Below are 23,078 nucleotides of genomic sequence, written 5' to 3' on the forward strand. Positions count from 1 at the left end.
CAACCCTTTCCGTCCTGGCAATTACCGGCGGAGATGCTGATGCCGATCCACTCCGCCAAGCGCGAGGCTCAGCTTGGCGAGTGCCTGAGCTTCGAGCTGCCGAACGCGTTCTCGGGTCAGGCCGAGCGATTCTCCTACCTCCCTGAGGGTCATCGGCAGATAGGGATCAAGCCCGAACCGCATCCGAAGGACCGTGCGTTCCCGATCGTCGAGCTGTTCAATCCCGTTGAGCGTGCGTTCCAGGTCGTCGGCCTCGATCAACAGGTCTTCCGGGGCTCGGGCGCGCTCGTCGGTCAAGACGCTATCGATCGCCAGGCCATCGTCTCCCGCGGCCTCCGGCTGCGGGGTCAAGCTGTTGGCGTGGAGCGCCTTCTTCACGATGTTCAGTTTCTTGGTCGAGAGCTTCAGCTCCATCCCGACTTCATCAGGGGTCGGGACTCGACCCATTCGATCTCCCAGGTCCATCGAGGCTCGACGCCATTTGGCCAGCAGGTTGACCATGTAGGCCGGGAGCCGGATGGGTTTCCCGTTGTTCATCACCGCTCGCCGGATCGATTGCTTGATCCAGTAACTGGCATAGGTACTGAATCGCGTGTCCATCGAGCAGTCGAACCCTTCCACCGCTCGGAGCAGGCCGAGGTTCCCCTCTTCGATCAGATCTTCAAGACTCAACCCCTTGCCCAGGTATCCCCGAGCAATGTTGACGACGAGCCGAAGGTTCGCCTTGACCATGTGCTCTCGGGCTTCCCGATCCCCCTCGGCGATCCGGAGCGCAAGCGATCGTTCCTGGTCGGCCGTCAGCAACGCGGTTTCATTGATGTCCTGTAAATAGATTTGTAGCGGGGTCCGGGAGATCACTTCCCGGCGCGCGGAGCGGGTCGACATGGTGAAGTCCTTGAGCTGTGGCGATCGTTCGGAGACCCGGTCCCTGTGCTGGACGCCGTCGTCCAGCGTGTCCGTCTCACGCTCTCAATCAGGACCATAGGACACAAGTACGCTCAGTCAATTCTGAAAACCGAATTGATTGGCCAGGTTTTTTCGCGAGGGTCTTTGCCCTGGTCGTCTTTCGATCACAAAGAGTGTGAGACAGGGCAGACAGTGCCGGTGGGGTTGGCTTGCTTGGAGTCGCATCGAGGATGAGATACACTCGGTTCAACTCGATTCCGGGATGACCCGGATGGCTCGGGAATGAAGGACACGTTGCATGATCTGGCCGACCCGGACCCTGGCCTTGCTTTTCCTGGTTCCGAGCCTTTTGTCGCTCACCTTGCTGCTTCCGGGATCGAGGTTACTCTGGTCGGCTCTGTTCGGCCTCGATGCGATTGTTCTTCTGATCGCGCTGATTGACCTGACCAGCTTGTTCTCGTCACTTCGAATGCGGGCCGCTCGACAATGCGGAATCACGGCGTCGATCGGTGAGGCCCACCCCGTCGAGTTGACCATCATCAACGAGGCGAAACGATCGCGTCTGATGCGCATCAGAGACGACGTACCCGAATCGTTCGACGCCACGCCCGACGAATTCCTGGTCGCCCTTCCCGCCCGTGGGCTCGCGACCCTTGAATACCGGATGACACCAGGACAGCGCGGGGCGTTTGCGTTGCGTCGGGTGTACGCCCTGGAGTTCAGTCGCTGGCGACTTTGGCAACGGTCGAGGCGCATCGCGCTCGAGACCGGAGTGCGGGTCTACCCTGATGTTCGCCAGATCCAACGCTATACACTGCTGGCCCAGAGAGATCGCCTCAGTGTGATGGGCCTTCGGCGATCGCGGCGAGCTGGCACCGACAATGAGTTCGAGCGACTTCGCGACTACGCCGACGGCGACGAACCGCGCCGGATTGACTGGCGAGCCACGGCCCGCCGTCGCAAGGTGACGGTTCGTGATTATCAGGTCAATCAGAGCCAGCGCGTGATTTTCCTGATCGATAGCGGTCGGATGATGGCCGGTGACACCGGTGGAGGCCTCTCACCCCTCGATCATGCGTTCAATGCCATGCTCATGCTCGCTCATGTCGCCCTGGTGCGGGGCGATCAGGTGGGCGTGATGGTCTATGCCGATCGGGTTCGGGCTTACGTGCCTCCCACGGGCGGACCGAAGCGCATCGAACGCCTGGTCCACGCCGTCCACAACCTGTTTCCGATGCTCGTCGAGTCTCGTCACGATCGGGCGTTTGTGGATCTGGAACGTCGATGCCGGAAGCGATCGCTGGTGATTCTGATGACCAACGTCTTTGACGAGGTGGGCGGGCGTCAGGTCCTCGACCACCTCGGCAACATCGTCGGTCGGCACCTTCCCCTCGGGGTCTTTCTTCGCGATGCCGACCTGTTCACTCTGGCGGACGCCGGCCTCGACCCTCTCGATGAGCCGGGAGCCTCGACTGAGCAGCGGCTTTACGCTCCAGCGGCGGCGGCGGCAATGCTCAACTGGCGAGAACGCGTGATTGCCGCCATCCGTCAGCGAGGAGCACTCGCCCTCGACGTGCTCCCCGACGATCTCACCGCCCCGTTAATCAACTCCTATCTTGACGTCAAGGCTCGACATCTGCTCTGACACTGGGAGCGCGGCCTGGACCCTGCCAGTCCAGGTCGAATTGCTCCGATCATTTCCGACCGAACTTGCTGGTCGCTCGCCCATAAACACCGACTCGGAGGAATCCCTGGGCGTCTCCCAACCGTTCCCGAGGTGCCTCGCCGAGATCGGTAACGGGTTCCAGCTCGATCTCCGGCTCGATGCGGGCGACTTCCTCCGGATCCAGGTCGCCGGCATCCCAGACCAGGGCGTTGGCCACGGCACAGGAGATGGCGTGGCGGAGGATCGCTTCCAGGTCGGCACCGGCCAGCCAGCGCTCGACCAATCCCGCCAGCAGGCAATCGCCCGACCCGATCGGGTTGACAACCTCAATTTCCGGAGGATACGCCCGGTAATACTGGCCATCGGCGTGAATCAGCACCGCTTCGGGGCCGTCGGTGACCACCGCGATGCGAACGCCGTGTCCGGCCCATGTCCCCAGGGTCGAGAAGATGTCTTCGTCGGTCAGGGCCTCGCGTCTCAGATGCTGGCTCAGCTCTCGACGGTTGAGTTGGATCACATCGGGCCAGAAGCCCCAGAGCGTTTCGAGCGGGGGGCCGTAGGTGTCAAGAAAGACCGGCAAACGGCGCATCCGGGCCATCGAGATCAGGTCGAGGTAAAGCCCGTGCGTGGCTTCGGAAGGGCTGGAACCGGAGAGCGTGACCGCTTCGATCCCCCCGGCCGCAATCGCCTGATCGACGGCTCGGAGCAGCGCATCGGCTTCATCGGCTGAAATTTCGGGATCGGGATCGAAGAAGGCGGTTTGCTCAGACGACTGTTCCGTTCGAACCGTCAGGATGGTCCGAGTCGGTGCCTTCGAAGAAACGATGAGCGGGTCGAAGCCTTCAGTGTCTCGCAGCAGGGAGGCGCAGCGGTCACCGACCGGACCTCCAAGGAAGGTCGCGGGCCTGGCGTCTCGGCCGAGCCGTTTGAGGGCTCGAGCGACGTTATTTCCTTTGCCTCCAACGACCTCCGACACGGCGGAACCGCGGACCGAATCGCCGGGTTTCCAGGAGGGAACGGTCAGGGTCTTGTCCAGGCAGGGATTCAGGGTAACGCAAAGGATCATCTTCGACCTGGATCACGGCGGGGTTCGGAAGCGGTCGGGGCGACAACCGGCCCGACGCAAGGGGGGGATCGAACGACCTCACGCCACGGTCAATCGGCGTTGAGCGATCGAGGAAGCCGATCGGCCGGGGCGATGCGAGATCGGTGGAGGATCAGGCCGGTCGGTCCAGGGGTTGTGTACCGTGTATTTTCCCCGGATCTCGGTCAAGAGCAACGGCTTGGCCCAAAAAAAGGAGCGAGGTTGGTCCGGACGGGTCGGTTGTTTGCCCAAGCCACGCTGGCATATCCTGGGAAGGTCCCCCGTTTGATTCCATGAAGTGATCGCCCCCCTTCCCTGCCTCGATTTCCGACCGGAGCCCCGCCCGATGTCGATGACCGGCCGACCGCTGGCTCGCTTCCTTCCGTATGCCCTGGCGTTTTTTGCCAGTCTTTGCATCATGACGCTGGAACTGGTCGCCGCCCGACTGGTGGCGCGGCACGTCGGGGCATCGCTCCACGTCTGGACCAGCGTGATCGGGGTGGTCCTCGGGGGCATCTGCCTGGGGAACTTCCTTGGTGGACGACTGGCCGACCGGACCGAGGTCCGCCGCATCGTGGGGCCGCTCTTCGCGATTGGCGCGGCGTTGACGCTCTGGACCTTGTGGATGAACACCATCGTCGGCCGGACACCTGGACTGGAGGTGATGCCCTGGAGTCTCCGGACTTTGGTGGTGGTGTCGCTCAACTTCCTGGTGCCGGCCACCGTGCTTGGCTTGATCGGTCCTGTTGTGGCCAAGGTAGCGGTCGATCAGGCCGATCGCACAGGAAGCGCGATCGGCGACGTCTACTTCTGGGGGGCTGTCGGCTCGATCGTCGGAACGTTTCTGGCCGGGTTCGTACTCATATACGAGTTCCCGACCTCGGTGATCGTGACCGTGGTGGCCGCGGCCTTGCTGATTCCGGCCGTGGGGATGATGGGAGGGAAGCTGGGTGGGCTCGTTGCGCTGCTGGCCACCGGATGCCTGGGGATTGGGTCGGTCGAGCGGATCGGCGCGGCCCTTCCGTCGCTGGACGTGGTCGCAACGACGGTCGCGCCCAATCCCCTAGTCCTCGTCGGGCATGGCCTGGCCCTGGTCGCGGGTGGATTGGGCGTGATCCGATTGCTGGCAGCCAGGCGACCGATCCCACCGAGCACAACCTCCGAAGAGCCGACGACCGGCGAATCGCAGACCTCCCACCGGCCGACCCGACTGGCCGATCTGGCGGCCCTGGCCTTCCTCATCAGCCTGGCGTTCATGAGCCTGGAAATGGTCGCCGGTCGGATGACGACCCGGCATCTCGGGTCGAGTATCTATGGCTGGACCAGCATCATTGGCGTGATGCTCGGTGGGCTCAGTCTGGGCAACCTGATTGGCGGCAAGGTGGCCGACGTTGTTTCGAGCGAGAAGCAGGCGAGCTGGCTGTTTCTGGTTGCCTCGGCGATGGTCCTCCTGATCCTGTTCCTCGAAACGCCGCCGGCCTTCCTCGGACCAGAGCTGGCGGGGTCTTCCTTGTTGACCTACGTCTCGTCGATGGATGGCGTTCCCTGGGCACTTCGGGTGCTGACGGTCGTGGCGGTGATGTTCTTCCTGCCTTCGATCACCATGGGAACGGTCAGCCCGGTCGTGACGAAGCTGGCCATTGATCGCTTGCGGAAGTCGAACCGCACGGGAACGGCGATCGGATCGGTCTACGCCTGGGGGATGGTCGGATCGATTTTGGGAACGTTCCTGGCCGGATTCCTTCTGATCGACCTGCTCGGGACCAAGGGAGTCCTTTTGGCAATCTCGACGGCGATGGCGCTGGTCGCCACGTTGTTGGGAGGGATTGGCCATGCCACTTGGGCAGGCATCCCGCTGGGCCTCACCTTCATTGCCCTGGCCCCGCTGCCGATGCTCCAGCGCCAGGGGGTTGCCTGGGGCATTCGGAACGTCTCAGGAGATCCGGAGGCGGAGAACGGAATCGCGTACCTCGATGAGAGCAATTATTACTACATCAAGGTCGAAAGCGCGGTGGTGCCCCTGTCCAACAGTTCGGAAGCTGAAGCCGAGGATTCGGAGACCACCCCGACTGCGGTTCGCAGAACGTTGGTGCTCGATAACCTGATCCACGGTTACTTCATCCTGGGGCATCCGGAACACATTGAGTATGACTATGAGTTTATTTACGCTCAGGTGACGCGACGGATCGCCGAGGCCAAGGCTGCCAGGCTGGGGCTGGATGATCCCTCGCAGGTGCCTCTGAGGGCACTGTTCCTCGGCGGAGGTTCCTACACCTTTCCAAGATACCTTCAGCACCTCTATCCGAATGCCCATTGCGACGTGGCCGAGATTGACCCGGCCGTGACCCGGGCAAACCACGCGGCGCTCGGATTACCCGAAAACACAACGATTGAGACACACTGGGGAGACGCTCGCCAGTTTGTTGAGCGGTTCGAAGGGAAAGAACCGTACGACCTGATCTTTGGCGACGCCTTCAACGACTTCTCGGTTCCCTGGCACCTGACGACCCGAGAGTTCAACGACCGGCTGGCCGAGTTGCTCGACCCTCATGGGGCGTACATGATCAACATCATTGATGTGTACCGGGCCGACCAGATCGCCGCCGAGCGGGCGCTGGAGCAGGCCCAGATTGATGCGGTCGCCGCCGTGTTCCACGAAGCGGGGAATGTTCAGGACTCGGCCGAAGCATTGTCCCGAGCCATCCGAACCTCGTGGCGAGGCGAACCCCTGGGGAGTCGGTTCGGCCTGATCGGTGAGGCGGTCCAGAACGCACTGGAAGGAGTGGATTCTCGACAACGGAAGGAGATCGAAGCAGCGCTCCGCGATCCCATTGCCGGGCTCGAGACCCCTTTTCGAGGCGATGTGGACCAGTTGGCGGAGGTCGCGCTCGACACGCTGGCCCGAGCCCAGGCACAGCGCGATCAGAACGCCACAGCAGATGCCCTGATCGCCGTGCTGAACCAGAAGAAGGTAGACGCGACGGTCGAGTTGCTCCGCAGGGCCGGGGTCACTCGGCAGCCGGAACAGGTTGCCGAGGCGATCGTCGAGGTCTGGTTTGGCGGAACTCGAACGATTGTCAACCTGCTCGAAGTGATCAACCCCGACACGGACATCGACCGGCTGGCCCAGCAGATTGATTCGGCCTTGCAGGCGGTCGAGGCCGACCTCAAGGAAAGCCCCGCCTTGCTGTCCCATCGGCTCTCGATCCCGGCCGAGCAGCAACGGGAGATGACCTCGGCCCAGCGCGTCGAAGCCCGGCAATCCGACGCGATCTCCCGGAAGCTCCGGGACCTAGGGGTCCGCCGAGGGTCGGAAGACTATGCGAACGCCGTTGCCAAGTCCCTTGCGGAGCGGGCAATCCGAGGAGAACTCGACACCCTGGCACGTCAGGTGGCCGAAGCTGCGCGAGCGGTCGGGAGCGATCCGACTCGGATGACTCGAATTGCGGCCGATGGAGTGACGGAGGCCCGAAACCTCGGGGCCTTTCTGGGGGCATGGACCGAGACGGCCAAGCTGACCTTCTCCGACGTCGAAGTCTTTGGCACCGACACCCCCGGGAATGGATTCCGGGAGACCTTCGTGGTCGTCGCCTCGGAGTCTCCGATTGACCTGAGTGATCTCGGTGATCGGCCGGGAGACCCCAAGTTCGAACAATCGGGTGAGCCGTTTCTGCCTGATCCGTACGGGTTTGAGCATCGCGATGCGCTCCGGATCCGATCGCGGGGGATCATTCTGACCGACGACTACGCTCCGGTTGACAACCTGCTCGCCCCCGTCGCCGCGACCCGAGGTTCGGAGTAATCGATCGCCCGCCTCCGAACCCCGGAGCCTTATGGTTCGTAAAGGGCTCGGAGACGATTCGACGCAACGCAAGACGCTTCCCTCACTCCCGAAAGGTGGGACGCCCATGTCCAAGGACTCCTCCACAGCTCCCGAGATGACCCCCGACGAGTCGGGAGCCCCCTCGGCGACCCAGAAGCTTGAGTCGACCCAGCGCCTGCGAATCCTCTTGATGGCGCTGGCGGTCTTCGCCGGGGGCTTCGTCCTTTACCGGGAGATGGTTGGGACGAACGCCGGAGGCGGCGCTGGAGCCGGCACAACCCAGTACGCCTGGAAGGTCGTGAATCCTGACGGTGCTCCGGTCGACCTGGCCAGCTACAAGGGGAGGCCGGTCCTGCTCAACGTCTGGGCGACCTGGTGCCCTCCGTGCATGATGGAGATGCCGTCGCTCATCGCTCTATCGAAGCGTCCGGAGCTGAAGGATGCCGATGTGGCCGTCGTGCTCGTGTCGGTGGATGACAGCCTCGACCCGGTGCAGCGGTTCCTCAATCGCACGAATATTGGCGAGGCCGAAGTGCTCGTGGCCGCGTCGAACCCTCCCGCCGAGTTCAGCACCAGCGGCATTCCTGCCACCTTCCTGATTGATCCCGATGGCCGGATCGTCCGTCGAGAGGTCGGCGCGATGGATTGGGATACTCCGGAGATTGCCGCCGAACTCGCCTCGTTTGGTCAGGCTCGATAAGCCTCCCATCCTCGGTATTCGGACGATTGGGTTTGTTTGGTCAGAGCAGAGTTCCGAACCCAATGGTGACCCTCGGCCTCCCCAATGAGACCTGGAAGGAGGCCGAGTCTCGCCAAAGGGTCGTTGCTACGCGTCGTGTCGATACGACGATGAACCTGGGCACGGAACGCCCGGGAGCGCGGGTATTGGTGACGAGTAAAGGTTTGCAAGCTCAAGAGTTCCGTCGAACTGCATGGGTTCGTTCCGGGAATTCGCGTTCGGCTCGCAGAGGTTCGATTCGCGTAAAGGGCGGCGACCCATTGGGTGTGTTTGGTTACGCCCTCGATTGAGCAGTTGATGGACGGCTAACGGACTCGGACGCAGGGAACGGCGGGCCAATTAACGCCCTCAAATGAAGCCCGCACGCGGTGAGAGTTACTCGATCATGTTGCCAAAGAAGGGGCGAGGCGAGGTGTGTTCAGGCCCCAGAGAGGGAGCGCAGAGCACCTCAGGCCACGAGGTGGGGAGGTCGGGAATCGATGCCCCACGACCTTGAGTCTCGTGGAAATCGGCAACCTCAGTCACACACTCTGGCGAACGAGGGGAAACTCAGGGAAAGGTGTTTGTTTGGCGGAGGATCTCAACAGGAATGATGGGGGCGAGTTCGGTCAGCGGGGAGGAGACTCGCCGGGCTCGCGGGGGATGGTGAGTTCTCGGGTGAGCTGGCGAACGCCGAGGCCTCGGGAGTTGAGGGAGGGGCGGAGGGTGGTGAAGGCGTTCCAGGCGTCTCGACCGGAGGCATAGCTGAGCCAGGCCTCGAAGCGGCCCAGATCGACTCGGCTGGAGGCATTGAGGACGTTCGGGCGGGAGCGGAGGTGGTCGAACGCGTCGGTGAGCTCGCGGAGGACGGCGTGCAGTTCGACCGGGTCAAGCGGCTGTTCGAGTTGGGTGTCGGGGTCGGGCCAGGTGAGGTGAAGGGAGCCGCTGAACGAACTGGCCTCGGTGCGGTCGAGGAGGGCGTAAATGTCGGCGATCTCCATACGGAACCAGAGAACCTCGACCAGGACCATGCGAGCTGGAGGGAAGTCCTTGTCCCGGACACCGGGGCGAACGCGTTCGGATTCGGCGGCCCAGTCTCGGGAGGGGGCGGCGTGAGGGTCGTGGTCGAGATCGGGGTCGTCGAAGTCGTACGGAGAGGGAGGCGAGACGACCTCGGGAGTGCGCTGGGTCAGCAGTTCGTAGGCTCGGACGACGATCCGAAAGGCCCATTCATCGCCGCCTACATCGGGGTGGTGCTTCTTCGACTTGCGGCGGAAGGCCTCGTGGATGGCCTCGGAGTCGGCGTCGGGAGGGATGCCGAGCACGGTATGAGGGTCGATCGGGAGACCTTCGAGCATCGCACCCGCCACACATCGCCTATTGATCAGAATTCAGAACCAGAGCCGAGCAGCAGCGAACATCTTACGCAACCGATTCGCTCAATAATTCGTGCGGTCGGGAGCCTGCCTTGGGGCGGTTCCCGGACGAGTGCTCGACCACCTCGCGGAAAACCCTGTCAAATTGTTACGTTTTCAGGATGATCCGGTGACAGTCTTCCAAACCAGGACGAGAGGAATCGGGGGGAATCGGCACCCCCCGATGTTCAATCGTCATTCGCGCTCCTCGGCGGCCTGGTTGTCACTGGCGAGGCGGCGGCGGATGTAACCGGCGCGGGCGATGTTGCGTTCGTCAACTTCCAGCGGCTCCCCCTGGATTTTCTGGAGGTGGGCCGGCTGGGTGTGGATGAACAACTCGTTGACGGTCCGGATTTCGAGGTCGTCGATCAGGCCGAGGTTCACCCCCATGCGGACGCTGGAGAGCAGGTGCATGGTCTCGGAGCTGGAGATGGTGTGAGCCGTCTTGAGGACGCCGTAGGCGCGGCTGACCTGGTCGTGCAGGTGCTGGCGGCGCTGGCCGATCCACTCCTGGCGGGCCTGGCGTTCGTAGTTAATGATCTGGGGGACGACCTCGGAGAGGTTGCGGATCAGCTCGCGTTCGCTCTTGCCGAGGGTCTGCTGGTTGGAGATCTGGTAGAAGTCGCCGTCGGCCTGGGTGCCTTCGCCGTAGAGTCCTCGGACGGCGAGGTTGAGCTTGTGGAGGGCGCGGAAGACCTTCTCAATCTGCTTGGTGTTGGCCAGGGCGGGCAGGTGGAGCATAACGCCAACCCGGATACCGGTGCCGACGTTCGTCGGGCAGGCGGTCAGGTAGCCGAGCTGAGGGTTGAAGGCGTAGTGGAGGTACTCCTCGATCTGGTCGTCGAGGGTGTTGATCTGTTCCCAGACGTCGGCCAGGCTGAAGCCCGAGTTCATGACCTGGATGCGCAGGTGGTCTTCCTCGTTGACCATCACCGAGACGTTTTCTCGGGGGCCGATGGCGACCCCTCGGGGGCCTTCACCGGTACTAAGCTCTCGGCTAATGAGCTGGCGTTCGACGAGAAGCTGACGGTCGAGGGCATCGAGGTTGACGACGGATTGGTAGTCGAGTTCCAGGCCGGCCTTGTCCATCGTGGCCCGGCAGATGCGTTCGATCTCGGTCTTTTCGGTGTCGCTGGCGCGATTGGTGAAGGGGAAATCGGCCAGATTGCGGGCGAGCCGGATGCGAGAGCAGATGACGATGTCACTCTCGGGTCCGGTGCCGCGGAGCCACTCGCCGGAGGTGCGAGTCAGGGCGTCAAGGTTCATTGGTCGGCATCCTCCTGGCGGAGCTGGTCCCGGATGGCGGCGGCCAGCTCGTACTCTTCTCGGGAGATGGCCTCCCGGAGCCGGGCGCGGAGCCGGAGTCGAGGAGAGCGGCTCGGCGGGGTTCGTTTGCGGGGAATTTTGCCCACGTGCCGCGAGGCGCCGTGGGCGGCTCGGAGCAAGGGCAGCAGGCCGGGGGTGAAGGCTTCGTAATCGTTCGGGCAGCCGAGGCGACCGCCGGTGCGGAAATCCATGAACTTGAGCCCGCAGAGGGGACAGGAGGTCCTGGCCAGTTCTCCCACGAGTTCCCCGACGTGCTGGACGATCAGGTGATCGACGATGGCTTCGAGGGCGGCGTTGGGAGGAGGGTCGGGCGGGGTCAGACCGGCCTTCCGCGCACAAGGGCCGCACAGATGCAGCTCGCGACGCTGACCATCAACCGTTTCGGAGAGGTGGACCGAAGCCTCCCGGGAGCAGCGCTGGCAGGTCATGGCAGGCAGCTCCTTGGGGGGCAGGAGAGGGTCAGGGGCAGGTTGGCAACGATCCCGAGGAGGCCGATCCGGGTCAACGGCCCTGCTCCTGTTCGAGAGAGCGGATCTCGTCGCGAAGCCGGGCGGCGGCCTCGTAGTCTTCGGCGGCGATGGCGCGCTTCAGATCGTTCCGCAGGCGGATCAGGGTATTTTGCAGTCGGCTGGTCCGAGGGGCTCGCTTGGGAGCCTTGCCCGAGTGGCGGGTTTCACCGTGAATGTTTTCGAGCAAGGGCATCAACTCGTCTCGGAAGACCTCATAATCATAGGGGCAACCGAGGCGGCCGGTACTGCGAAATTCGGCAAAGCTGATCTGACAGTTCGGGCAGCTCAGGGCATCGGCCGGGGAGGATTCGAGGGTGGAACCGGATCCGGACACCAGATCCTTGGCTAGCTGCCCGACCGGAAGACTTTCGGGTTGAGAGGCTGCCGGCGCGAGATGCTGCAAGGCGTGCTCATCGCAAAAATGAAAGACGGCGAACGTTCCCGGTGCCTCGGGGTCGAGGTCGGTAATGTGGTAGGTCGCCGGCTTGGAGCACTTCTGGCATTTCATCGCCGCGGTCCCCGGACCCGATCACAACCGGCGGACCCCGCCGGGAGATCGGCCGGACCCTCCGCGAGACTCCGGCAAAGACGCAGCGCGGGGGGGTCGTGTTTCATCAGCATTGACGATCGCGTTCCATTGTAATGATGCCCCCCGACCTGTCAAGCAACCGGGATCGTCCGCGAGGGGCTGCTCGAAGCGGTTGAGCGAACCTCGGAAGGGATGTTCTGTGTCGGGTGCCATGCTTGCCGGGGGAATCCGGGGGCTGATAAGATCGACCCTCAAGGTCAGGCTGAGGTGCCTTCCCGTCTCGAAGTCTTCGGAATCGATCACCCGCTCATGAGCGACTCGTCACCCGCCCGGCCGATTCTCCATCCCAGTCCCGAGCGCCTTGCCTCACTGATCGGCCAGGGACCGGGCTTTCCGGTGTATCGGGAATTGACCAGCGACGGATTGACCCCCGTTTCGGCGTTTGCGCGGATTGCCCGGCCGGGACCGTCATTCCTGTTTGAGAGTGTCGTCGGAGGAGAAAAAGTCGGTCGCTACAGCTTCCTCGGGACCGAGCCGTTCTTGCGATTCGAGGCCAGAGGGCATCGCGTCTCGATCGTTCCGACCGACGGCAAGGGAGAGCCTCGGCATTTCGAATCGGCCGACCCCTTCGAGAATCTTCGGGAGCTGGTCCACCAGTACGGATCGATTCATCTTCCGGGGCTTCCGCGGTTTTGCGGCGGGGCGGTTGGTTATGCCTCGTACGACGCGGTGCGCTATACCGAACGCTTGCCGAACGCTCCGGTTGACGATCGAGGGTTGCCCGATCTGGCCTTCGCGTTCTTCGACCGGATGGTGATCTTCGACAATATTCGGAAGACCGTGCTGGTGGTCGCCCAGGCGAGGCCCGAGGTCCCGGACGACCCGGCCTCGGTTCAGCATGCGTACGATCGGGCCGCTGCTCGATTGCAGGAACTGGTCGATCGGCTCTCCGGGCCGGGGCCCGACTTGCCTCCGGCCGATCTCGACACGAGGGGAGCCCCGCGCCTGGAACCGGCGTCGAACATGACGCGAGACCAGTTCGAAAACGCGGTCCGACGCTGTCGGGAATACATCAAGGCCGGAGACGTGTTCCAGGTCGTTCCGAGCCAGCGGTTCCGGGTCGAGACGACGGCCGAGCCGTTCGATATTTACCGGGCGTTGCGGGTGGTCAATCCTAGCCCGTTCCTGTTCTACCTGCCGTTTGAGGAGTTCTGCCTGATCGGCTCGTCTCCCGAGATTCTGGTGCGGGTCGAAGATGGCGAGGTGACCATCCGGCCGCTGGCCGGCACTCGCCGCAGGGGCAAGGATGAAGACGAGGATCGCGCCCTGGCCGAGGAACTTCTGGCCGATCCAAAGGAACGGGCCGAGCATGTCATGCTCATCGACCTGGGCCGTAATGACGTCGGCCGCGTGGCCGAGCGATCGAGCGTTCGCTTGACCGAGGTGATGAAGATCGAGCGTTATAGCCACGTCATGCACATTTCTTCAAACGTGGTGGGGAAGCTCGAAGCGGGCAAGGATTGCTTCGATGCCCTGCGGGCCGGGTTGCCGGCCGGGACGGTGAGCGGGGCGCCGAAGGTCAGGGCGATGGAAATTATTGACGAGGTCGAGCCGACTCGTCGCGGACCATACGGTGGGGCGGTCGGCTACATTGACTCGACCGGCAACATGGATACCTGCATCGCCTTGCGGACGCTGGTGGTGCAAGGCAACCTGGCTGATATCCAGGCCGGAGCAGGGATCGTCTTCGACAGCGATCCGGCCACCGAGTACGAGGAGACGGTCAGCAAGGCCCGAGGCATGATCAAGGCCATAGAGCTGGCCCAGGACTGTCTCACTCCGGCTCGATCCGAGCCGGAGTGAGCGACTGCTGGGGCACGCGTTGTGTCTGGGTCGCGGATGTCGGGGGGGGCTTTGGGCGCGAACCTTCGGGATGGAGAAGGTTCGCGCGACGGTGTCGCCCTGTCAGGACGCGAAGCGTTTGATGGATGCCCCCGGTCAAGACCGGATTGGGGCCTCGTATTCCCGGCGATACTCCCCTTCGTCCTTCGGCTTCCAGAACCAGCCGAACAGCAGGCCGTCCAGCGAGAGATAATTGCTGGTGATCGGCGAGAGCCAGAGGATCGCGGCGTTGACGAGCAAGTACGTCATCATGCTGGGATACATGCTCGAATTCTGAAGCACGATCCAGCCGAAGGTGAGGCTCAGCAGGAGCAATCCTGAGAAAAAGGCCGAGAGGGTGGTGAAGAGGCCGGCAATCAGGAGGGCCCCCACGCCGACTTCGGCCAGGGGCAAGAACGCGGTATAGAGATCGAGCGCCGGTTTCAAATCCCGGCCGATCCAGGTGTCGGCGAACATGCCCCGAATGGTCTCGGGATAACGAGGCTCGGCCTCGGCCTCGGGATCAACAGAGGCCGTGGGATCATCGGCGGCGGTCGGCTCGTCGGCCTCGTCGAGCGGTTCGTCGGCCTCGTCGAGTTGATCCACGAGGTCTTCGACCTGGGCCAAAGCGGGTTTCCCGGCCTCGCTCATGTCGTCGAGTTTCTGCAAACCGGCCATCAGGAAAATCAGGCCCAGACCCAGACGAAGCAAGAGGGCGACCAGGCTCCGAATGATGTGGCCGGGTTCCCGGCGGAGGGCGATCGTCTCGGTGGGTCGCATCGGAGAGAATGTCCTTTTCGAAAGGGGAGGATCGCGGGAGTTGGGGAGCGTCAGACGAGCGCGTTGCGGACCTTCTCCAGGATTGGAGTGACCAGGGCCTTGGGCACGAACCGCCCGAGGGCCTCGGGACCGCCGTAGCGGGCGACTTGTTTGATCAAGGAACTGGAGACGTGAGCATATTCGCCGTCTGCCATCAGGAAGACGGTTTCGATGCCGGGGTCGAGCCGGTGGTTGGTCAGGGTCATACTGAATTCATATTCCATGTCGGAAAGGGTGCGCAAGCCCCGCAAGATGACCCGAGCACCGATGCTCCGCACAAAATCGACGGTGAGTCCCTCGAAGGCCCGGACCTCGACGTTTTCGAATTGACCGAGGACGCGCTGGGCCAGATCGACCCGTTCTTCGATCGGGAAGAGGACCTGCTTGGTCGGATTGACACCGATGGCCACGACCAGGTGTTCGAACAGCAATCGTCCTCGGGAGATGACATCGAGGTGCCCGAGCGTGATCGGGTCGAACGTTCCGGTGAAGACGGCCGTTCGGGACGACAATTCCATGAGCGTAGCCTCCCGGCGGAGAGTCTTGTGAGCAAGGCGCCGGAATTCAAGGGGCATCGGAAGAAGTCAGGAGGACGCGCGCAGCCCCTCGGCCAGGCGGTCGAGATCGTCGTCGGAGTTGTAGAGATGGGGGCTGATTCGCAGCTTGCCGCGCCTCGCACTGATGGAGACCCCCGAGGCGCGGAGGGCGCGGACGATGGCGTCGGGGTCGGTCCCCGGGCGGTCGAGGACGACGATTCCCGAGCGATCCGAGGGCCGGTCGGACCCGAGGACCGTCCAGCCGGCAGAGCGGGCACGGTCGCGGACCCCCTCGGCCCGATCGAGGATACGATCGGAGACCCGATCGGGCCCGAGTTCGAGGAACAGTTCGAGGCTATTCCCGAAGCCGAGCAAGCCGGCCATATTGTAGCAGCCCCCTTCCCATCGTCCGGCATCGGGCTTCAAATCGAAGGCGGGTTCGGGATCGTTGTAGGAGCTGGTGACGCTGTTCGAGCCGACAAGGATCGGCCGAAGTCGGTCGATCCAGTCGGATCGGATGAACAGAAGGCCGGCTCCCTCGGGGCCGAGGAGCCACTTGTGCCCATCAGCCGCGAGGAAGTCGATCGGGGTCCGGCGGACGTCGATTGTCAGGGGGCCGAGCCCCTGAATGGCATCGACAAACAGGGCGACGCCGCGCTGGTGGCAGACTTCGGCCAGGGCGTCGAGGTCGTTGCGAAATCCGGAGGCAAACTCGACGTGGCTGATGGCGAGCAATCGGGTGCGGTCGTCCATGACGGCCAGGAGGTCGTCGATCCAGATCCGACCGTCGCGGCTCCGAACGGGCCGGGTTTCCACGCCTCGGGAGGCCAGGTTCATCCAGGGGAACAGGTTCGACGGGTACTCCTCGGCCGGGGTGACGAGGTTATCCCCCTCCTTCCAGGGGAAGCCTTCGGCCACCAGACCGATGCCCATGGTCGTGCTGGTGATGAAGGCAATTTCAGCGGGTTCGGCGTGAATCAGGCGAGCGGCCCGCTGGCGGACCACTTCCAGTTCGTTCCGCCAGGTCATCCAGTGGATGCAACCATTGGTTTCCTGTTCCGTGACCCAGGCCCGCATGGCGTCGCCGGCCCGCCGAGGAATGGGGGCGATGGCGGCGTGGTCGAGGTAGGCCCAGCGCTCGGTCACGGGGAACTCGGCGTCTCGGATCGCCTTCCAGTCCATCTCGCGTCTCGCTTCCATGTACGATGTCGTCAGTCATCGAGAGCCTACCCGCTCTCTGGTCTCAGGGCCAATTCCCTTTGCGAAAAGGACCGGCCATCGGACCGAGCCAGACGCCTTTCGAGAACAGCTCCGGCTCAATGGGTTGGGCTTTCATCGGCGGCGACGACTCAGAGGTCGGACGGACCGTCGGCAGTGGGATCGTCCGGATTGCCTGGTTCCTCGATGGGATCGGACGAGGACGCCGGCTGTCGAGCGATCCATTGGGCGTACTGAGGCGAGGCGACGAAGGAAGCGTATTCGGGAACCTCGGTGAGGTCGGTAAACTCGATGTCGAAGGTCTCGGAGATCAGATCGAGCATCCGGGCCGTTTCATCAAAATCTTCCTGTGTAAGCGAGAGGCCAAGTAAGGCCCAGTACGCCTCGATGAGCGAGGGCTCGGCCTCGATCGCCTTTTCGATCGCGTCGCGAGCCGCGGCGAACCGGTTCTGTTCGATGTGGACACTCGACCGAAGGACCTGCAGGTAGGGGTCGCCGCCGATGGAACGGTCGAGGCGATCGATGGTGGCCAGCGCTGCGTCGAAATCGCGCTGGAGGAAATGGGCGTCGATCATCAAGAGATCGGCGCTGGGGTCGTTGGGGTAGTACTTGCGAAAGTCGGCCAGGGCAGCCTCGTACTCGGCATCATCGACCTGTGAGGCCGCCGTGTAGCGCGGCACAAGGAACAGTCGGTCTTGTTGCAAGGATTCGGGCAAGCCTCGATAGGCCGTGAGCACGGCCTCGAACTGCCCGTTCCGAAGATTCTCGTTCATCTGCAAGAGGGTCGGCAGATGAGTGAGAAGAACCTGTTCCTTCCCGGTGAGCCGATCAATGAGGTTGCGCTGCGACTCGGCCACGGCGGAGAGATAAAAGTGTCGCGTGCTTTGGGCAATCGACTCTCCGACGGCGTAGGGGAAGACATCGACGGCCTTGATTGAGCCATCGGCCCGACGGGCGAGATAGAAATCAAGGTAATTGAGCGCGCCCTCGACGGTGAGCAATCGGAACCGAACCCCGCGTTGAGCTTTGCCCCCGATCAGGTGAAGCGGGGAGCAGGTCCCCCCTTGATTGATGGTTTCGACCAAGGTGGAAACCAGACCGCTTTGGCCTCCCCGACTGGCCTGCACAAAGCTCTGGGAGAAGTCGCGTTTCACATCAGCCGGGGCGTCGATGTCTCGGGTGGCCTCGTCGACCACGGCCTGCCAGTCGATCATCTGAGACAGGGCTTCGGCATCGACCAGGAGCGTGGCGTCCTCAAACGACGCGCCATACTCCCAGCATTCGTCATTGGAGGGAGGGGTTCCGACCGAGGTGCTGACCAGGGGCTTGCCCGGCTCGCCGCTCCCCTTCGCCTCGGTGTTGACCGGTTTCTTGGCGCAACCGATCAGGACCAGGGCGCACAGCATTGCAGCACAGACTTGGAACGTCGAGCGACTCATGGCAGCAGTCTCGTCATGAAAATTCCATGAATCCATGGGGGGATCTCACGCGTCCTGAGCCTATCAGAACCAATCAGCTAATGCGAGTCTTTGGACCTGCAACCTCGGACAGAACCGATCTTGAGCGGTTCGTGGATCCCTGGATTCGGGAATGTCGTTCCTCACAAAGGGGGCGGCGACGCCTGGACCGTGGAGGTGGAGGTATTCAGAGGTTCCAGGATCCGTCGGGGGAGGTCATATATATAATGAGTGGGACGGGTCTCGGGATGGAACGCCGTTGCCCGATCGAGCGGGAAGTCCTGGCTGCGAGGAGGGCTTGAGCCTGTTGACGTGGGGATGGGGACGGCTGATCGGAGTTCTTAAAAGGGGGACAAGGTCTGAATGGATGCTTGCTCGGATTCGTCGTCACCGGGCTTCTTGTTTGCGTACGGCACGCTTGGGCCGAACGATGCGGGGGCAGCCCGTCGGGGAGGCTGGAACGCCGACGCCGTTCGGGGACGTTTGTACGACCTGGGGCCGTATCCGGCGCTGATCGACTGGGACGATCCAGAGGCGGGATGGGTCGAAGGGCACGTGCGATCGGTCGAGCCGATCGAACTGCTTGAGGTGTTGGATCCGTATGAAGGAGTGGCGGAAGGGGAATTTCTCCGGATTGTGGTTCGGACCCGGATGGGTCGAGAAGTGTGGGTCTATGTCTTTCCGCACCCCGTTCCCGAAGGGGCAGTGGGCCCGCTTCCTCGTTGGGAAGGGCCTCGGGTCGATTTGAGTCGGGGAGACGGCCGCTGACGCGATCAACCATCACGAGAGAGGGACGACCATGGCCAGCAACATCGCCGCTCCGTCGCGAGACGGATTGCCACCGTCGCAGCAGCCGACGACGGTTGGCCGCTACCTGATCGACCGGCTTCAGGCGCTCGGGGTCGAACACCTGTTCGGAATCCCTGGCGATTATATCTTGAATCTTTACAAGATGCTCGACGACAGCCCGATTCAGGTCGTCGGCATGACGCGAGAGGATTCCGCCGGTTTCGCGGCCGATGCTTACGCCAGGGTTCGAGGACTCGGCTGCATGGCGGTGACCTATTGCGTCGGCGGCCTGAGCGCCTGCAACAGTATCGCGGGGGCCTATGCCGAGAAGTCGCCGGTGGTCGTGCTGACGGGATCGCCGGGTCTCTCGGAACGGGAGCGGAACCCCCTCTTGCATCACAAGGTCAAGGAGTTCGATACGCAGTATCAGGTGTTCAAGCAATTCACGGCCGCGGCGACGGTGCTGGACGACCCGTTGACGGCCTTCTCGGAGATTGACCGCGTCCTGGCGGCGGCCTTGCGATACAAGCGGCCGGTCTACATTGAAGTGCCGCGCGACATGCTGCTCGCCGAGCAGGTTTATCCGCACGCGGTTCCCGGACCCTTGCCGCCAAGTGATCCCGACGCGCTTCGCGAGGCGCTCGACGAAACCGAGGCGATGCTCCGACAGGCAAAGCGGCCGATGATTCTGGCCGACGTTGAGATTCATCGCTTCGGGCTTCAGAGTGAGTTGCTCGCACTGGCTGAGCAGTCGGGGCTGCCGATCGCCACGACCTTGCTGGGCAAAAGTGTCATCAGTGAGGAGCACCCTTTGTTTGCCGGAATCTATGAAGGGGCGATGGGTCGGGCGGAGGTGACCGACTATGTGGAAGCGTCGGATTGTCTCCTGATGCTGGGTTGCTTCCTGACGGATATCAATCTGGGAATCTTCACGGCCAAGCTCGATTCGTCGCGATGCATCGACGCGACGAGTGAGGATCTTCGGATTCGGCATCATCATTACCGCGATGTTCGGCTCGACGACTTCCTGAAAGGATTGCGTGCGCGGCGTCTTGCGCTAAATGTTCCCGCCCCCCCTTCCCGACCGTTGCCGATTCCGCCGTGGTCGGCACGACCGGGAGAGCCGATGACCTCGGCCCGCCTGTTCGCCCGGCTCAATCATCTGGTGGACGAGAACGTGATGGTGATTGCCGACATCGGCGATTCGCTGTTCGGTTCGGCAGAGCTGCGGATCAGTCGAAGCACCGAGTTCCTTAGCCCCGCCTACTACACGTCGATGGGATTCGCAGTTCCGGCGTCGGTGGGTGCCGGCCTGGCCAACAGGGCCTTGCGTCCGCTGGTTATTGTAGGGGATGGTGCGTTTCAGATGACCGGGATGGAACTGTCAACGGTGATCCGCAACGGCCTGGCGCCAATCGTCGTGGTGCTGAACAACAAGGGATACACGACCGAACGGTATATTCTCGACGGGCCATTCAACGACATTTTGAACTGGTCGTACCACCGGGTTCCTGAATTGCTCGGGGCCGGGCTGGGACTGGAGGCCCGGACCGAGGACGAGCTGGATGTCGCGTTGACCCGAGCCTGGGAGAACCGCGAGAGCTACACCTTGATCAACGTTCATCTCGACGCGATGGACCGGAGCCCGGCCCTGGAGCGACTGGCCGAACGGCTTGCCGGGAAACTCTGAGCGACGGGAGTGTTCGGGAGGAGCGAGTTTGAGCCGATCCTCCAAACCGAAGACGGCCGGCCCATGCTCCGAGTGGGGAGCATGAGCCGGCCGGGTTTGAACTCGGTGCAGATCACCAGCGAGCGATCACCAGCGAGTGCTTAGCGGAGGCCGCCTCGGTTGAGAAGCAACGCCCGGTTTGGAACGAGTCCCGGCGTTGCGGTTCGGAACTGCTGAAGCGGAATGGTCCGGACGCCGTGGTTGATCGGGCCGACGATCTGGCCCGGCTTGAAGCGTCCTCGGGTGAAGACGTTCTTCGGGAGCGTGTAGATGCCGTCGGGCCGGTTCGAGTGAGGCGAGGAGACCGGACGACTGACGGCCGATTCCGGGTGGAAGTAGTTCGTGAACCGCTGGGCGAAGCCCGGCCGAGCGTAGAACTGCCGGAAGGTCGCAGGTCCGAACGGCAAAGGACGGTAGAACGAGAGGCCCGCGGAGAGCGTCTCGGGAGTCGGCACCAACGCCTCGCCGTACTGCGGAGCGGCGGCATTGACCCCGGGGAACTCGAACCGGACGGTTGGCAGGATGGGACCGGGGATCGGCCCGGGTCCAGGGCCAGGTCCGGGTCCAGGGCCAGGTCCGGGAGCAGGAGTGGCCAGCGGGACGAGCCCCCCCTCCAGCAGGAACGCGCTCCCAAATCCGGGGAACGGAAGGGCGTCGAGCGGGGCTCCGATCAGGAAGTCGCCGCGACGATCGGCGTCAACCGTGGCGTTCCGGGTGCTGAACGGGGATACCCCGGAGACGGACCATCCCAGTCGCCCCTCTCCTCGGGGAAGGGTGAACTGAATCCCGGGAGGCAGGTCGGTCGCTCCGGCGGCAATCGAGACCAGGCCGACGGTTGCCGGAAGCGGCTGGGACGTGCCGGCGACCAGATAGGCCGCACCGGCATTGTTCCCGAATCCGGGAGCACCGATCAGGATTTCGGAAAGGCTGTCGTCATTCAGTGAGCGAACGCCGGCCACCGAGAACCCGGTCCCGTCGCCCGGATTGATGCCGTTGAAGTTGCTCGAAACGAAGACGGCGGGATTCAGGCCGGTGAGCGGGAGGTTGCGGTTCGCCAGAGCGGGGCGAGGGCCTCCCATGACCAGAGACGCTCGTCCGGTATCGGGTCCGAATCCGGGAGAGCCGATGAGGATGTCATCGGGAGCGGCACCGTTATAGTTGCCCACGCCCGCAACCGAGAATCCGGTCAGATCGCCCGGGGCCTCTCCCTCGAAGGCAACGCCCTCAACGGTCGTGTTGTTGACCGTGACGTTCAACGCACCGAGCGAGACGGTGGGCGCGACGCCGTTGGTGATGAACTGGCTCAGCAGGTTCGGAGCCCCGTAGACCACGTAAGCGCGGCCTTCGTTCAGATCGAGGGCGCCGGGCGAAGACGGGGCACCGATGAGCAGCTCGCCCCCGGGGTTGCCGTCGAAGTTGCCGCCGCGGCCCACCGAGAATCCGGCTCGGCTTCCGGTCGCGGCCCCTGCGAACAGGATGCCCCGGCTATTTCCGACCGAACCGAAGTTGTCGAGGTTGATCTGCGCCGGGGGATTCGCCGTGCGGAAGGTTTGACCGTTAAACAGATAAACCGCACCGTTATCGACCAATCCGACCCCGACGTCGGCCCGAGGTGCACCCACGGCGAAGTCGGCGAAGGTGTTGTTGATCACATCACCAACGCCGGCCACCGAGGCGCCAAAGCGAGCGCCCGGGAACTGGTTGTTTTCGATGACCGTGACGCGGACGGCGGGGTTGATGTCGGCGGGGCGGTCGAAGTCGACCGTGTTCAGACCGTCGGGAATCTGGTCGAACTGGCGAGAGCCATAGACGACGTAGACCCGGCCCGCATTGTTGTTGAAACCAGGAGCCGAGATGGCGAAATCGGCCAGCCCGTCACCATTCACGTCACCAAGGGCTGCGACGGCGTAGCCGAGGTCGTCGTTCGGAGTCAGGCTGGTGGTAAAGGTCAGCCCATCGAACGGGAAGGTCGGTCCCCCGGTTGCGGGAGAACTTTGGATCGGATTCCCGAGTTGGGTCAGGTCTGCAACCCGTTCGTTTCGGGGCAGGATGGGCGGGTTGACCGTGTCATCGCCGCGAGCATTGATGAGCGACAGGAAGTTCGTCGGCGAAACGTTCGGGTCCGCGGCCCGAGAGCCGAAGACCAGCGAGACGATCCCCGTGATCTGTTCCGCTTCGGGATCACTGAGGATGCTCGTCAACTGGCGGGTGACGAGGAAATCGTCAAATCCATCGCCATTGACGTCACCGGCCACCGCCACGCTGTAACCGGCGCGGGTCTGGTTGGTCGTTGAGGTGAACTGAACGCCGAGCGCCGTCGAGGGGACAACTCGGGGGGGCGGTGGTGCCGTGGGAAAGCCGTCAATGCTGAGGGCATTCGGGCCGGCCTGAACCCCGTTGATCAAGCTGATCACGGTGAGCAGGTCTCGGCGTTCGAGAGACAGCGGGCCGCCAATGTGAGCGCGGTGCCGACGTCGGCGCCAGGCCGGTGGGCGGCTGTTGGGCAAGCCGAAAGGCATCTGGAGACTCCTTCCTCAACCTCCAAGACCGATCGCGTCCATGCCACGGCCCCAGGCGGCGGCAAGCAAGGTACCGACCGGGACCATAACGCGCCGCGGACCCGCCGGATCGTTCGGACACCCGAGGAAAAATCCCGAGGAGATCGATCAATCC

17 protein-coding genes are annotated in these 23,078 nt (G+C 63.3%); 6 read left to right on the forward strand and 11 right to left on the reverse strand.

All coding sequences use genetic code 11. From position 1 onward, the window contains the following. Positions 1 to 21: 21 nt before the first annotated feature. Positions 22 to 885 carry a sigma-70 family RNA polymerase sigma factor gene (locus GA615_RS06205; RefSeq protein WP_152050415.1) on the reverse strand — a complete coding sequence of 288 codons (864 nt, stop codon included), beginning with the start codon at positions 883 to 885 and terminating at the stop codon, positions 22 to 24. 319 nt (positions 886 to 1,204) lie between these two features. Here GA615_RS06205 and GA615_RS06210 point away from each other — a divergent pair, with 319 nt between their 5' ends. Next, a complete protein-coding gene (locus GA615_RS06210) occupies positions 1,205 to 2,551 on the forward strand; it encodes a DUF58 domain-containing protein (RefSeq protein ID WP_152050416.1) in 1,347 nt (448 codons plus the stop codon). 49 nt (positions 2,552 to 2,600) lie between these two features. Here GA615_RS06210 and GA615_RS06215 read toward each other — a convergent pair whose 3' ends face one another. Next, positions 2,601 to 3,638 carry a 1-phosphofructokinase family hexose kinase gene (locus GA615_RS06215; RefSeq protein ID WP_152050417.1) on the reverse strand — a complete coding sequence of 346 codons (1,038 nt, stop codon included), beginning with the start codon at positions 3,636 to 3,638 and terminating at the stop codon, positions 2,601 to 2,603. 364 nt (positions 3,639 to 4,002) lie between these two features. Between GA615_RS06215 and GA615_RS06220 the strand changes: the two genes are divergently transcribed. Then, complete coding sequence (locus tag GA615_RS06220) at positions 4,003 to 7,458, forward strand: fused MFS/spermidine synthase (protein WP_152050418.1); 3,456 nt, start codon at positions 4,003 to 4,005, stop codon at positions 7,456 to 7,458. A 106-nt stretch (positions 7,459 to 7,564) separates the two neighbouring features. After that, a complete protein-coding gene (locus GA615_RS06225; protein ID WP_161602200.1) occupies positions 7,565 to 8,179 on the forward strand; it encodes a TlpA family protein disulfide reductase in 615 nt (204 codons plus the stop codon). 647 nt (positions 8,180 to 8,826) lie between these two features. Here GA615_RS06225 and GA615_RS06230 read toward each other — a convergent pair. The 4 genes from GA615_RS06230 to GA615_RS06245 form a co-directional block, all read right to left on the reverse strand. Next, positions 8,827 to 9,555, reverse strand: coding sequence for a J domain-containing protein (locus GA615_RS06230; RefSeq protein ID WP_152050420.1), 729 nt, complete (start codon positions 9,553 to 9,555; stop codon positions 8,827 to 8,829). Between the two features lie 252 nt (positions 9,556 to 9,807). Further along, positions 9,808 to 10,878, reverse strand: coding sequence for a protein arginine kinase (locus GA615_RS06235; RefSeq protein ID WP_152050421.1), 1,071 nt, complete (start codon positions 10,876 to 10,878; stop codon positions 9,808 to 9,810). Further along, positions 10,875 to 11,366 carry a UvrB/UvrC motif-containing protein gene (locus GA615_RS06240; RefSeq protein ID WP_152050422.1) on the reverse strand — a complete coding sequence of 164 codons (492 nt, stop codon included), beginning with the start codon at positions 11,364 to 11,366 and terminating at the stop codon, positions 10,875 to 10,877. Before GA615_RS06240 ends, GA615_RS06235 begins: the two co-directional genes overlap by 4 nt. 73 nt (positions 11,367 to 11,439) lie before the next feature. Further along, a complete protein-coding gene (locus GA615_RS06245) occupies positions 11,440 to 11,955 on the reverse strand; it encodes a UvrB/UvrC motif-containing protein (RefSeq protein WP_152050423.1) in 516 nt (171 codons plus the stop codon). Between the two features lie 330 nt (positions 11,956 to 12,285). Between GA615_RS06245 and trpE the strand changes: the two genes are divergently transcribed. Next, positions 12,286 to 13,839 carry an anthranilate synthase component I gene (gene trpE, locus GA615_RS06250; protein ID WP_152050424.1) on the forward strand — a complete coding sequence of 518 codons (1,554 nt, stop codon included), beginning with the start codon at positions 12,286 to 12,288 and terminating at the stop codon, positions 13,837 to 13,839. 135 nt (positions 13,840 to 13,974) lie between these two features. Here the strand turns inward: trpE and GA615_RS06255 are convergent, their stop codons facing one another. From GA615_RS06255 to GA615_RS06270, 4 genes are all read right to left on the reverse strand, one after another. Next, positions 13,975 to 14,637, reverse strand: a complete 663-nt coding sequence (locus GA615_RS06255; protein WP_152050425.1) for a hypothetical protein — start codon at positions 14,635 to 14,637, stop codon at positions 13,975 to 13,977. Positions 14,638 to 14,687: 50 nt separating this feature from the next. Continuing rightward, positions 14,688 to 15,194, reverse strand: a complete 507-nt coding sequence (coaD, locus tag GA615_RS06260; protein WP_152050426.1) for a pantetheine-phosphate adenylyltransferase — start codon at positions 15,192 to 15,194, stop codon at positions 14,688 to 14,690. 66 nt (positions 15,195 to 15,260) lie between these two features. Continuing rightward, positions 15,261 to 16,394 carry an aminotransferase class V-fold PLP-dependent enzyme gene (locus tag GA615_RS06265; protein WP_152050427.1) on the reverse strand — a complete coding sequence of 378 codons (1,134 nt, stop codon included), beginning with the start codon at positions 16,392 to 16,394 and terminating at the stop codon, positions 15,261 to 15,263. A gap of 167 nt (positions 16,395 to 16,561) precedes the next feature. Then, the gene (locus tag GA615_RS06270) at positions 16,562 to 17,869 is read right to left on the reverse strand and encodes a tetratricopeptide repeat protein (protein ID WP_152050428.1); all 1,308 of its coding nucleotides are present in this window, start codon (positions 17,867 to 17,869) and stop codon (positions 16,562 to 16,564) included. A gap of 381 nt (positions 17,870 to 18,250) precedes the next feature. Between GA615_RS06270 and GA615_RS06275 the strand changes: the two genes are divergently transcribed. Together GA615_RS06275 and GA615_RS06280 are read left to right on the forward strand one after the other, a co-directional pair. Next, entirely contained in the window at positions 18,251 to 18,655 is a 405-nt protein-coding gene (locus tag GA615_RS06275; protein ID WP_152050429.1) for a gamma-glutamylcyclotransferase family protein, read from the forward strand. Positions 18,656 to 18,686: 31 nt separating this feature from the next. Next, positions 18,687 to 20,366 carry an alpha-keto acid decarboxylase family protein gene (locus tag GA615_RS06280; protein WP_152050430.1) on the forward strand — a complete coding sequence of 560 codons (1,680 nt, stop codon included), beginning with the start codon at positions 18,687 to 18,689 and terminating at the stop codon, positions 20,364 to 20,366. Positions 20,367 to 20,506: 140 nt separating this feature from the next. Here the strand turns inward: GA615_RS06280 and GA615_RS06285 are convergent, their stop codons facing one another. Further along, positions 20,507 to 22,924: an integrin alpha gene (locus GA615_RS06285; protein WP_152050431.1), complete on the reverse strand. Its 2,418-nt coding sequence runs from the start codon at positions 22,922 to 22,924 to the stop codon at positions 20,507 to 20,509. Between the last annotated feature and the right edge of the window lie 154 nt (positions 22,925 to 23,078).

Origin of the sequence: Tautonia marina (assembly GCF_009177065.1) — a bacterium.
GTDB classification, from domain to species: Bacteria; Planctomycetota; Planctomycetia; order Isosphaerales; family Isosphaeraceae; genus Tautonia; species Tautonia marina.